The organism is Pseudomonas sp. MC6, assembly GCF_054790575.1.
In genome coordinates this window covers 1966091-1978577 of sequence record NZ_CP186504.1, presented here as the reverse complement: position 1 = coordinate 1978577, position 12487 = coordinate 1966091, and the positions used below count along the sequence as shown (strand labels likewise).

Here is a 12487-nt window from a genome sequence, read left to right as displayed (position 1 = left end):
AAGGGCCGGATTGACCGGGAGAATGTGTCTATCTGTTACAGGGGCAGTGCCCGCAAAGGCGAAAAAAGGCCTGAGCCCCTGCGCATCACACCCACACGTTTTCGCACCACAGGTAGTTCCCATGACGATTCCTTCTACAGATCCTTCTAAAAGAACAGGCGGCTGGAGCGCTGTGCTGGCCATGTCGTTGGCCGCATTCGCTTTGGTAGCTTCAGAATTCATGCCGGTCAGCCTGCTGACGCCGATCGCCGCAGACCTGCACATCACTGAAGGCCAGGCCGGGCAGGGGATTTCCGTGTCCGGTGCCTTTGCCTTGATCACCAGCCTGTTGATTGCCTCGGTCGCTGCTCGCGTCGAACGCAAGAAGCTGCTGCTGGGCCTGACCTTGCTGATGATCGTCTCTGGTACGGTCGTCGCGGTCGCGCCAGGCTACCCGTCATTCATGTTCGGACGTGCGCTGATCGGGATCGCGATCGGCGGTTTCTGGTCATTGTCGGCGGCGACTGCAATGCGTCTGGTGCAGCCTGAACAGGTTTCGCGAGCGCTGGCCATCGTCAATGGCGGTAACGCCCTGGCGACGGTCATCGCCGCTCCGGCGGGGAGCTTTCTCGGCTCGCTGATCGGCTGGCGCGGGGCATTCTTTTGCGTGGTTCCGGTCGCAGTGCTGGCCGCCGTGTGGCTGCTGATGAGTATGCCGTCCTTCAAGGCGGAGCGTCAGGCAGGCAGCGGCAACGTTTTGCGGCTGATGAAGCAATTGCCAGTGGCCTTGGGCATGGTCGCCGTCAGCGTTTTTTTCATGGGCCAGTTCATGCTGTTCACCTACCTGCGGCCCTTTCTTGAAGGCGTAACGGGCGTCAGTGTCTCAACCTTGTCCTTGATGCTGCTGGGGCTGGGACTGGCCGGTTTTATCGGCACCTTTCTGATCGAAAGGTTTATGGGCCGTGGCCTGTACCGCACGTTGACCGTCATCCCGCTGATCATGGCGGCCATCGCGCTGGCGTTGGTCAGCTTCGGCAAATCAGCGGTGCTGACCGCCATGTTGCTCGGACTCTGGGGATTGGTAGCCACGGCCGCGCCGGTCGGCTGGTGGACATGGCTGGCGCAGACGCTGCCGGATGATGCGGAAGCCGGAGGCGGTTTGCTCGTCGCCATTGTGCAACTGGCGATCGCCGGAGGCGCAATCATTGGCGGTCTGGCTTTTGACCTGAGCGGATACAAAGCCACATTCGAGCTCAGTGCTGCGGTGCTGGTCGCCGCGTCTGTACTTGCCTGGCTGGCGGGTCGCAACGCCACTGAAGTTCATCTTGTTGAGTCGGCAGCTCATACGAGCGCTGTTTCCGGCGATCCGGAGTCCCGATTTGTCTGATCAAGCAGAAGGCTGATCAATGGGCCACTGACGGTTGGGTCGCGACCGAGATAGTGAAGACCACGACAAACAGCACGACCAACCCCCAGAACATCACCATGACCGTCAGCAGAAAGATCTTAAGGCCTTGATAAAGCCTGCGCAGCCAATGGCCTTCGGGTTTTGCGTCTGCGCGGGTTCTGAGTACTCCTTTCAAATAAAAACCAAGGAGCGCCAACAGCGCGCCATCTATCGCCAGCGCAGGCAAGCCGGCTGAGGGGAAAATGCTTTCCCACCGATAGAAAGAGGACCGGCTCAGAAAGACCACATAACAAATCAGACTCCCGTAGGGCAGTGCCCGCCACCATTTACCGGCCAGCGCGCCGACCATCAGGCACATGATCACCATGAACGGGCTGAGGAGAATATGGAGCATCCACTCCAGTACGTTGGGCAAGTAGTCCGGGGAATGAATGCTGCGCCAGAGGTATTCTAACATTGATCGGGTTCCTTCCTTCTAGGGAGTCAGTGCTGCTGCGGTGCTTCCGTGCTGCTCGACGGTATCGGCGTGTTTTTGGGTTACATAAGGGTTGTTGTGTGAATTGGGCTGCCATTCATTCGTCACCACTTCCGCTCCAAAGTGGATTCTAACGCTTGAACCAAAAGGCCCGCACGGCTCTTCGCATACCTATTTAAAGTTTTCAGGTGCGAGGCCGACAATAATGTAAGACTCTTGAATAATAACTACAGTCTGCGGAGCCAAGTTTCGAAATAGGGTTTGAATAAGCCATGCGTCGAAGCAAAAGGAGTTGGCTTTTGCCAGCCAGGATTTATATAAGATTACTCAAAGCAAGGCAAAGAAATCATGCTAAAAAGAGTTCTCAGTGTTTTCCGCAACGCCAAGCCGAACCCTCTTCCAAAAGAGATCAAGGAGTTCATAGTAAAACATGAAATGAAGTTTGATGGGTTTGGTGGGTTGAATATAAATAGGCAGGTTGTGCGCGAGTACGGTTATCTTGTTCGAATGCTGACGGAGGGCAGGCTAGATACGCTATACGACTTTCGAGAAGTTTTTAATTGCGGAGAGCTTCTCCTGAGTAGCATAAGGCAAGAGTTGTCCAGGGACGTTCTTCGTGAGTCAGAAGCACTAGGCTACTCTAGGCAAACAACTGAGGGGAATATGCTAAGACTACAAGGGTTGGTCGAAACTATAGTTCAGTACGTCACTCTCTGTGATCGATACAAAGTTGATCCTGAGGCCGCCCGTGAGTTTGAAGTCTGAGTTCTAGTGTAGTCGCGTGATACAATAAAAAGTGGGCTGATTTATTTCCAGAAAATAAATCAGTCTATTTTTTTGTAATTTTCTAAATATTCGGAATTGCTATGGAAGATATCAATAAGTCACTCAAGGATAATGGAATTAGAATTGGCTCTGACTTGGTTGATGGTGGCCAGGTTCTAAAAATATATCATAATGACATATTATGCAAAATAGCAAAGATCGATTCTCACCCTGCGAGATTGACGGCAGGATATCAAGCAATGCTCAACGACGTGTACAAAATCCAGGCTTATACAGAACTCGGTAGCAAAATAGTCAACGAAAAGCTGCAAAAAGATCTACCGGTTAGAGAGTTTAAATTCGATGACCCAAACCAATTGATTTGCAGTAGCCTATATCTTTCCGCAATTACCCTGTACGGAAAGTGCTTCACCTCGGCCGAGGGAAGAATTGCCCAACTACAAGAAACTCAAATATTAAAGAGGATGTCAGAGTTTCAGCAAAAAAATCACGCGAAATTTATGGATCTTCGACACAATTGGGCCGGGCATGGCGGAAAGAGTAATCACGAATTGATATGCGGTGTAGTGGTTTTTTTGCCCGACAATGAAGCCTTAACCCTTTACCCAGCTTTAAGCACGGGTTTCTCTGTGGCAGGAAGCTTCGAAGATCTTTCGGAGTTGTGCTCTATTTTGGCTGAAGAGATTCAATATCGTAAGGACCAACATTCGGCAGACGTATTTAAGAATAGGGATCAGCAAGAATACCTATATGAACTAATGGGTCAATCTGAGTTTTTTCTCCACATTGAATATCCACAGCCAGAAACAAGCAAAAAGGCGAAAGTGAAGCAGAAGCAAAACAAGCGTACTTAATATTTTAGGCGTAAAGAGGGATAAAGAACGATAAAGGGAGATGGTTTAATTTCTCTACTCAAAACGTCCGCTTTTTTTGCCGAAAGCGGTCGTTCGTGAGCGGCCGATACCGGCCAAAAAAAGCTCAGATGCAGAAAGGTTCTGCGGCGACCGCCTTACTCAAATCACCCATCTTGCAAATGTAGAAAAGGAGTTGAGCATGCTTTATATGTATTTCTTCATTACTTTGGCTATGTTTTCGTTTAGCTGATCACCCACGAATTCACATTTAACTCTCGTATGAGCGGTGGTATCTAACGACTCATTTCGCTCAAGTTTTTTACTTGGGTCTCGATACGACATAAGGGCGTGAGTGATCGGTATACCTGCATCTCTGGCCTCCAGGAGCATATGGTTCGCCGCATAATTGATGAAAGCCTCTGAGCACCGGGAAAGCGCTGTTACGGATTGTGTAATTTCATCGACATACAACTCGTTAATTGTCTTGATTTCAGTCAGTTTGGCTCTATAGGCGTTGAGCGCTTTATTGTAAGTGCCGCCGTTAAATCCAACGTTGGCAGGAGTGGTGACTTCAGTTGCAGACATGTTTACCGCTAACGCCAAGTCAGATACCTCCAAATTCATATTATAGGCCATGGCGAGTTTCTCCCTGATAATTTTGTTGCTTTCACCCACAGCAATCATTCTCTGCCCCATGTATACGCCCCCTAAGCTTGCAGCAATAGTGAGCAAGGGAATGCCAAGCCCGGCAAAGCTTAAGGTTGGTTTTTTTCTCTTAAAAGTCATCCCGGATCTCTATCAAAGAAAGTTTATAAATCAGATTTGTGCATCGGTTCATAGCTTGAAAAATGGTAATTGCACTCTGTTCATGTCACTAGCACCGTAGCAGGAACGGCACGCCCCTCCAGTATTGCCAAGAGATTTCGAAGAACTACTCGTTCAGACTCTTCTTCTATGGGGGCGCCGATGAAGAGTGTGATTGTGCTTAAAATCATTTACGCATCCCCACATTAAGCGTTGCAGTCGGACCATAATTTTTGGCGCACCTGCTGCAGCAAAAAGTAATACGTCAACCGTGCTGCGGCTATTTTCTCGCTCATGAATTTTTAGCTGATAATTGCCGCCGTGGTCCACAGCTAAATTTGGAACAGTTAGTTTTCCCTTCAATTAAATCGATATAGTCGGTTGCCTTTAACCCTTGGAGCGGCATGGGAGATCTAAGGAGTTCTTCCAGGACGTACTCGGCATCGGCTTGTTCGTCAACTGAATAGCCGACAAGGAGTGTACGGACTCGGCCTTCGTACATCCTCCGAGCAAGGTGGGGGGCAATGTCCCAAACCAGTGGGCCTTTGCTATCCAGAAGGATAAACGACTCAAAGGTAACGAGCAGTCCTGAGCCAGACGGATTTAGCTGTTTTTTCGGATGTCGACCTACCCACGTAACGCGCCCTGCAATTCCGTGGCTCTGAGGTTCGTCACCGATTCCTCCAATACCAATTACCGCATCAAAGTCCCAGTTCCGCACCTTCCCCATACAGTCGTGAATGCCAAATCGACCATTTCTGTCGGGGTCGCCTATGTGAGTTCGTTTGTACGTGAGGATTCGCATGATCGTCCGCCTTGGGCTGCGACCGTGTTGCCCACCATTGCAGTGAGTACGGCGGTATCACTCTTACCAAGAATGGAAACCGGGTACAAGGCTTCCATATTCGTTTTCAGATTCACATCTAGACACTCCAGCGAGAACATTCGGAATCTTCTCAGTAGCTCAATCCCTAGACCATCGTCCCAAGTATCCAAAGCAAACTGAATTCTATACTCCATGTATTTTCGTGGTGTTTCAACGTCCGGTCTTGGCCGATAGTGGCCCCTCACGGACGTCCGCTTCCGACCAAAAAAGCTCAGCTACAGTCCTTCCTCAAATCACCCATCCTGCAAAAGTTTCAAAGCCCGATCAAAATCGAACCGTTCCACCTGTACCGCGACCCGTGCCAGACGTTCTTCTAACGCCCGATCAAGTCGCATGTTGCGCAGTCCCGCAAGCGCGTCCAAAGCCGCCGTGTCACCTTCGTCCAAAAGACCCACGAGTCTGTTCAGTTGCTCGTTGATTGCCGAGTCGTTCAGCAGGTCATCACCTGTGCCGGCCGGTGTGTCTGCCTTGAGGTCGGCCAGAGCCGCCAGAATCGGGTGCAGGCAATATTCGACCTGCATCGCCAGCCCTTGCAGCACCGTATCCGGTTCACCCGCATGGCAGGCCTGTTCCAGCAAACCGCACGCTTGAGCCAAGGCCTTGGCGCCGATGTTGCCGGCGGTGCCGCGCAAGCTGTGCGCCAGTCGTTCAGCGGCGCCCACATCCGGATCGATCTGTGCGGCGTGGAACTGCTCGATAAAGCCTGTCTGTGTGTCGCGAAACTTGCAGAGCAGGCGCAAGTAGAGATCCCGCCGCCCCATGCAGGTGGCGAGACCCGCCGCGAGGTCGATGCCCTCAAGACGCTCTGGCAAGCCATCGGCGAACCCTGCGTTCAGCGATGCTTGAGCGGTTTGTGGCTTGATCCATTTTGCCAGGGTGGCGAACATCGCTTCGACATTGAGTGGCTTGGAGATATGGTCGTTCATGCCGCATTCGAGGGCGCGCTCGCGGTCACCGTCCATCGCGTTGGCGGTCATGGCGATCACTGGCAACGTGTTGAAGCGCGCTTGTTGGCGGATTTGTCGGGTTGCCGTGTAGCCATCCATCACCGGCATCTGGCAATCCATCAACACGCCATCGAAGTCGCCATCCTCGGCGAGGATGTCCAGCGCCTCCTGACCGTGTGTGGCGAGTCGCAGGCGTATCCCGACACTCTCCAGCAGCTCGCTGGCCAGTTCCTGATTGAGATCGTTGTCTTCGACCAGAAGCAGCCGCGCGCCATTGAGGCTGGCGACGGTGTTGGCATTGTGCTGGGAGCGTTCGCCCGTTCGCGTGTCACTCAGTGTTTCTCGGCCCAGCACCACGCCGATGGCTTCGAGCAGCGAGGACGGCGTGACGGGCTTGGTCAGCACCACCGGCAACTGGATGCCTTGACGCTCGGCTTCTTCGCGGGCTTCTTCGCGTCCAAATGCGGTGATCATGATCACCGATGGCGTGCGCATCAGGCTGGCGGAATGCATTTTGCTCACGGCTTCCATGCCATCCATGCCGGGCATCCGCCAGTCCATCAAGACCAGATTGTAAGGCAGTGCCTTGTGCTCGGCGTCGGCCAACATGCGCAGGGCCAGACTACCGCTCTGCGCGACATCCACTTCCAGGCCAAAGCTGCGCGCCATGCCCGAGAGAATTTCACGCGCACTGGCATTGTCATCCACGACCAGTACCCGCATCCCCAGTAGCTCGCCGGCTTTGAACATACGGCGCGGTTGCGCGCCTTGCTGCACGCCGAGTTGCACCTGGAAATGGAATGTCGAGCCGACTCCCGGTTGGCTTTCCACCCAGATTCGGCCGGCCATCAGCTCCACCAGCTTCTTCGAGATGGACAAGCCGAGCCCGGTGCCGCCGTACTTGCGAGTGATCGAACTGTCAGCCTGACTGAACGACTCGAACAGGCGTGAACACTGCTCGGCAGTCATGCCGATGCCCGTGTCGCGCACCCAGAAGTGCAGTTGCACGTGTTCGTTGTCTGAACCCACTTCTTCCACGCCGACCACGATGTCACCGTGCTCGGTGAACTTGGCCGCGTTGTTGCCCAGATTGATCAGCACTTGCCCCAGCCGCAGGGGATCGCCGAGCAGGGCCGTGGGCAGGTCAGGCGGGATCTGGAACAACAACTCCAGACCCTTGTCCTCGGTCTTCAGACCAATCATGGCGGCAAAGCTGTCGAGCACGTCCTCCAGGCGAAATGGCGCCTGTTCGAGGCTCATCCTGCCGGCCTCGATCTTGGAAAAATCGAGAATGTCGTTGATGATTCCCAGCAGGTTCTCCGCCGAGCGATGCACCTTTTCAATGTAGTTGCGCTGGCGATTATCCAAGTGAGTACGCAGCGCCAGGTGGCTCATGCCGATGATGGCGTTCATTGGCGTGCGGATCTCATGGCTCATGTTGGCAAGGAATTCGCTTTTTGCCTGAGTGGCCTCTTCGGCCGCTGCTCTTGCTTCTGCCAGCGCTGTCACGTCGATGTTGATGCCGGTTGCGCGCAATGGTTTGCCGTCCGGTGTGCGTGAGAAACGGTTGAGCGAGCGGAACGTGCGTATCTGCCCGTCATTTTTGCGCACGATGCGAAAGTCGAATTCGACGCGATCATCGCCACTCTGCACGGCGCTCTCGAAGGTGCTGCTGACCCGCGCCACATCCTCGGGATGCACCAGCGCCCGCCAGTGCTCCAGGGTGCCACCGAAGTTGCCAGGTTCAAGACCAAACAGGGTTTCGAGCTGGGGCGTCCAATAGTTTGTGCCGCTGATAAGATCCACATCGAACAGACCGATGTCGCCAGCCTCTTGCGCCAGGTTCAGGCGATCGCTGGCAGTGCGCAGTCTGGCTTCCATCGCCCGGCGTTCACTCACGTCGCGCACCGAGGCACAGACGCAGACGCCACGACCCTCCAGGCGGGGCAGGTGGGACAGGCCAATTTCCACGGAGAACAGGCTGCCGTCTTTGCGCACGCCGCTCAGATCCTCCAGGTCGCCACCCATCTGCCGGGTGCCGCCGCTGGCAATGAACCCGTCGCGCAATTTGACATGGCGCTCGCGCGCAGCCTGCGGCACCAGACGCTCGATGCTGGCGCCAATCAACTCGCCGGGGGCATAACCAAACAGGCTGTCCATTTGCGGGTTGGTCATCAGAATACGACCGTCAGCCCCCAGCACCAGCATACCGTCCGGTGCGGCCTCGATGATGCCGCGATACCAGGCCTCGGTGGCGCGCAATGCTGCCTGCTGGGCCTCCAGTTCGCTGGCCTGATGTTCCAGTTGCAAGGTCTGCGCGCCCATTTCGTCCGCCTGACGGCGAGTCTCCAGCAGCAGCGCCTGGGCTGCTTCACTGCGTTCCATGATGGCCATGGCACCGGCCAGCCTGGGCAGCACTTCTTGCAAGAGCAGCGCTTCGTTCTCTTCCAGTTGGCGAAAACCGGCCATTTCCACCACCCCGAGCAGGCGTTCGCCACGCAGCACGGGTTGAACCATCAGCACGCTGGCGGGGGCTGCGCCCAACTGCGTGCGTACATGCCAAAACGCTTCGGGCAGATTCTGCAGGTGGCGGGGTTGGCGATCCAGTGCGCACTGGCCAAGCAAGCCGTCACCGAGCTCAAGTTCAACGGGCAGAGGATGCTCATTGTCCACCGCGTAACCGCCAACCAGTCGAAGGCGCGAGGCGCCTTCATAGAGGACGTAAAGCGCCCCTTGGCACATGCCCAGTTGCGGCGCGATTTGGCTAAAAAAAGCCTGGGCCAACTGCTGCGGCGTTTCCGCCTGTTGCAGAGCCACTTGCAGTAGTGAAGTGTGGTTTTTAACCCAGCGCTGGCGCTCAAGCTGACAAGCCTCCACCTGCAACGTGGCGATGGCACGGGCGAGGTCACCGGTTTCGTTGCGAAGGTCGGTGTGGGGGATTTGCCCGTCCAGCTTGCCGGACGCCAATTCGTCCACCGCCACGCGGACACGATTGAGCGGCACGCGAATGGAATAACTGACCAGCCAGGTCAACAGCAACGCCAGCGTCGACCCGCCCAGCAGCAACACATACGTGATCGTGGTACTGCGCTGCGCATATTCGGCCAGATTCTTCGCCGTATCGTGGATGTCGGCTTGCTTGTTGTTCTCTATTTGCGTGAGCAGCCCGTCGCTGCCCTGTTCCAGCGCGAGAAAATCCTTACTGTTGAGCAACATCCAGGCTTGACCCAGCGAGCCCTTGCCGGCGAATTCCAAGGCGTCATCGCCGTCTTTTTGCAGACGCCGCAAGAGCATTTCGAATTCCAGCAGACTGCTGAGACTGCTCTGTCGCCGCAGCGTCGGGCGCACCTGTTCCAGGGCTTCGTGGAGTCGTTCCTGGGCAACATTCATCTGCGCTCTGGCGCTGATGCGGATGTCCGCGTTGTTGGTCGAGATCGCACGTTGCATGGCCAGCAAAAGATGCGGCAACTGCACCCGGACTTCCTGCACATGCTGGATACCCACCAGATCCTGCTGGTACAACTGCTGCATTTCGTTCCTGAGCGAATACTGGGCACGCAGGCTTTGCACCCCCAGTATCAGAACCAATATCAGCAACGCGGCGAAGCCGATGATCAATTTACTGCGCAGGGACAGGCGCTCGAGCATCTCGAACAGTCTGTTCATAAAGGGCCTCGTTCAACAGGGGGCAGAGTGCTACACAGGGTTCAGGGTTGGTCAGCGATCTGTTCAAGCAAGGCCAGTTGTCTGGCCATGTCCTGGTCACTGTCGGCGAACTGCACGGCAATGTTCTGGAACTGCCCGGCATTGGCCAGAAATGCATCGCAGATGTCCGGGTCGAAATGTTTGCCTCGGCCTTCGCGGATTATTTCCACTGCTTGCTCATGGGGCATGCCGGGCTTGTATACGCGGCGGCTGATCAGCGCATCGTAGACATCCGCCACAGCCATCAAACGCGCGCTGATAGGAATATCGTCGGTGGCCAGCCCTTGCGGATAGCCACTGCCATCCCATTTTTCTTGATGGCCGTAGGCGATTTCCTTGGCCAGGCGAAGGAAGTCGACGTCGATTCCCAACTGGTCCTCGGCGTGCTGGATGGCGTCGCGTCCCAAGGTCGTGTGGGTCTTCATGATTTCGAATTCTTCCGGAGTGAGTCGTCCGGGCTTGAGCAGGATGCGATCAGGAATGCCGATCTTGCCGATATCGTGCAGCGGTGCCGATTTGAATAGCAGCTTGATGGTTTCCTCGTCGAGGAAGTGACGGAAGCGCGGGTGCTCGCGCAGCCGTTCGGCCAGCACCTTTATGTAGTGCTGGGTGCGGCGAATGTGGTTGCCGGTTTCGTTGTCGCGGGTTTCGGCCAGTGAGGCCATGGCGTGGATGGTGACATCCTGGATGGCAATCACCTCGCGGGTACGGCGTTGCACTTCCTGTTCCAGAAAATCGTTTTGATTGCGCAGAAAGTCAGCGACGGCCTTGAGCTTGACCTGAGTCTCGACCCTGGCCATGAGCACCGGAGGAATGATCGGCTTGGTGATGTAGTCGGCAGCGCCGAGGCTCAAGCCGCGAATCTCGTCCTCTGTGGCCGTCATGGAGGTCAGGAAAATGATCGGTATGTGAGCGAGGCGGGCGTCATGCTGGAGCCGTTCGGCAACGTCGTAACCAGACAGGCCCGGCATCATGATGTCCAGCAGAATCAGATCGGGGAGCGGGTCGGCCTGCAGAAGGCGCAAGGCTTTTTCACCGCTGTTGGCGGCCTTGACCCGGTATTTGTCCTTGAGTAACTCGGCGATCAGCATCAGGTTGTCGGGGGTATCGTCGACCACCAGAACGGTTGCTGATGGATAAACGCCCTGCATGCTATCCATGGATGTTGGCTCCCTTCACTGATAAGCAGTAGGCGTACTTTCGCCAGACTCTTGTCGGCAAGCGTAGCTAGAAAAGCTGCAATCGCTAGGTCGAAGCAGGGAGGTTGGTTCGATGAGGCTTTTGATTAAATGTCAGCGTAACCGGCGGCTTCAACATCTTGCTGATGCAGTAACGCGTGCAGCTTGCCGAGGTAGCGATCTGGCTACAGCACTTCGACGAGATGCAGGATTTTGGATTGGTGACGGTCGGCAGGACGGCAGAGAAGGTCAGAAAGTTTTGTAGTTTTTCAATCAGCGCGGCAGAAATCTCAAACCCCAGAAACGACAAAGCCCTGAATAATCAGGGCTTTGTCGTACTTAAGATGGCGGAGGCGATGGGATTCGAACTCATGGACCTGTTACAGTCGACGGTTTTCAAGACCGTTGCCTTAAACCACTCGGCCACACCTCCGTTGCGTTGCGGGCGCCATAATACCTGAATGAAACACACTGTCAAACTCTCTGCATGGCTTGTTACAGAGCGTCTGTTATGATCTTTGCGACTGAACGTTTCAAACCAACAGGAGTGTCGCCATGCGCGAACAGGATTACGCAGTTAATAACAGCGTGCAGGCTGAGCAGCTAGAGGTTAGCCGCGTCCTGCGCAACACTTACGGCCTACTGGCTCTGACCCTCGCATTCAGCGGCGTCATGGCTTTCGTTGCCCAGCAGATGCGTGTTGGCTACCCGAACATTTTCGTGGTGCTGATCGGCTTCTACGGGCTGTTCTTCCTCACCAACAAACTCCGTGATTCCGCGTGGGGCCTGGTGTCCGCTTTTGCGCTGACCGGTTTCATGGGTTTCCTGCTCGGCCCGATCCTCAACCGTTACCTGGGTATGCAGGGCGGCGCTGAAGTGGTCAGCTCGGCGTTCGCGATGACCGCGCTGGTGTTCGGTGGTCTGTCGGCCTACGTGCTGATCACCCGTAAGGACATGAGCTTCCTCGGTGGTTTCATCACCGCTGGTTTCTTCGTGTTGCTGGGTGCAACGCTGGCGAGCTTCTTCTTCCAGGTCAGCGGTCTGCAACTGGCGATCAGCGCAGGTTTCGTGCTGTTCTCGTCGGTGTGCATCCTGTTCCAGACCAGCGCCATCATCCACGGCGGTGAGCGCAACTACATCATGGCGACCATCAGCCTGTATGTATCGATCTACAACCTGTTCATCAGCTTGTTGCAGATCTTCGGCATCATGAGCCGCGACGACTGATCGTTAGTCGTTTCAACAAAAAACCCGCTTCGGCGGGTTTTTTGTTGCTCGCCGAAAAGCGTAGTGGCCTTTTACCTATAAAATGATCTGAAAATAGTGGCGTCTTTTTGGAAATCACCTACACCTAATTACCAAGGAAGAGCAGTAGCCTGATCGACAGGAGTCGGTAACCAGCCCCCCTCGTGTAATTCCTGCGTCCCTCGCATTCACTTCCCTCGCTGTTGATCGCCAGGCCTTT

At 55.1% G+C, this 12487-nt stretch carries 8 protein-coding genes and 1 tRNA gene; 4 read left to right on the top strand and 5 right to left on the bottom strand.

From position 1 onward, the window contains the following. The first annotated feature begins 121 nt into the window (after positions 1–121). On the top strand, positions 122–1366 hold the full coding sequence (locus tag ACOYXE_RS08855) for an MFS transporter (protein WP_405123887.1): 1245 nt from the start codon (positions 122–124) through the stop codon (positions 1364–1366). Between the two features lie 16 nt (positions 1367–1382). Here the strand turns inward: ACOYXE_RS08855 and ACOYXE_RS08850 are convergent, their stop codons facing one another. Then, positions 1383–1844: a hypothetical protein gene (locus tag ACOYXE_RS08850; protein WP_460928757.1), complete on the bottom strand. Its 462-nt coding sequence runs from the start codon at positions 1842–1844 to the stop codon at positions 1383–1385. A gap of 366 nt (positions 1845–2210) precedes the next feature. Here ACOYXE_RS08850 and ACOYXE_RS08845 point away from each other — a divergent pair, with 366 nt between their 5' ends. Both ACOYXE_RS08845 and ACOYXE_RS08840 read left to right on the top strand, forming a co-directional pair. Next, the gene (locus tag ACOYXE_RS08845) at positions 2211–2627 is read left to right on the top strand and encodes a hypothetical protein (RefSeq protein ID WP_405123885.1); all 417 of its coding nucleotides are present in this window, start codon (positions 2211–2213) and stop codon (positions 2625–2627) included. 101 nt (positions 2628–2728) lie between these two features. Continuing rightward, positions 2729–3502, top strand: a complete 774-nt coding sequence (locus tag ACOYXE_RS08840) for a hypothetical protein (protein WP_405123884.1) — start codon at positions 2729–2731, stop codon at positions 3500–3502. A gap of 204 nt (positions 3503–3706) precedes the next feature. Here ACOYXE_RS08840 and ACOYXE_RS08835 read toward each other — a convergent pair whose 3' ends face one another. The 4 genes from ACOYXE_RS08835 to ACOYXE_RS08820 all read right to left on the bottom strand — a co-directional run bounded on the left by ACOYXE_RS08835 (position 3707) and on the right by ACOYXE_RS08820 (position 11455). Continuing rightward, complete coding sequence (locus ACOYXE_RS08835; RefSeq protein WP_405123883.1) at positions 3707–4288, bottom strand: hypothetical protein; 582 nt, start codon at positions 4286–4288, stop codon at positions 3707–3709. A 1137-nt stretch (positions 4289–5425) separates the two neighbouring features. Beyond that, entirely contained in the window at positions 5426–9805 is a 4380-nt protein-coding gene (locus tag ACOYXE_RS08830; protein ID WP_460928754.1) for a response regulator, read from the bottom strand. Between the two features lie 41 nt (positions 9806–9846). Further along, positions 9847–11004, bottom strand: a complete 1158-nt coding sequence (locus tag ACOYXE_RS08825) for an HD-GYP domain-containing protein (protein WP_460928752.1) — start codon at positions 11002–11004, stop codon at positions 9847–9849. A 363-nt stretch (positions 11005–11367) separates the two neighbouring features. Beyond that, positions 11368–11455, bottom strand: a tRNA-Ser gene (locus ACOYXE_RS08820). 122 nt (positions 11456–11577) lie between these two features. Between ACOYXE_RS08820 and ACOYXE_RS08815 the strand changes: the two genes are divergently transcribed. Continuing rightward, the gene (locus ACOYXE_RS08815; RefSeq protein ID WP_007915443.1) at positions 11578–12249 is read left to right on the top strand and encodes a Bax inhibitor-1/YccA family protein; all 672 of its coding nucleotides are present in this window, start codon (positions 11578–11580) and stop codon (positions 12247–12249) included. The last annotated feature ends 238 nt before the right edge of the window (positions 12250–12487 follow it).

Coding starts and splice junctions, on each gene's coding strand:
- ACOYXE_RS08855 (WP_405123887.1), top strand. CDS start 122: ATGACGATTCCTTCTACAGATCCTTCTAAAAGAACAGGCGGCTGGAGC.
- ACOYXE_RS08830 (WP_460928754.1), bottom strand. CDS start 9,805: ATGAACAGACTGTTCGAGATGCTCGAGCGCCTGTCCCTGCGCAGTAAA.
- ACOYXE_RS08825 (WP_460928752.1), bottom strand. CDS start 11,004: ATGGATAGCATGCAGGGCGTTTATCCATCAGCAACCGTTCTGGTGGTC.
- ACOYXE_RS08845 (WP_405123885.1), top strand. CDS start 2,211: ATGCTAAAAAGAGTTCTCAGTGTTTTCCGCAACGCCAAGCCGAACCCT.
- ACOYXE_RS08835 (WP_405123883.1), bottom strand. CDS start 4,288: ATGACTTTTAAGAGAAAAAAACCAACCTTAAGCTTTGCCGGGCTTGGC.
- ACOYXE_RS08850 (WP_460928757.1), bottom strand. CDS start 1,844: ATGTTAGAATACCTCTGGCGCAGCATTCATTCCCCGGACTACTTGCCC.
- ACOYXE_RS08815 (WP_007915443.1), top strand. CDS start 11,578: ATGCGCGAACAGGATTACGCAGTTAATAACAGCGTGCAGGCTGAGCAG.
- ACOYXE_RS08840 (WP_405123884.1), top strand. CDS start 2,729: ATGGAAGATATCAATAAGTCACTCAAGGATAATGGAATTAGAATTGGC.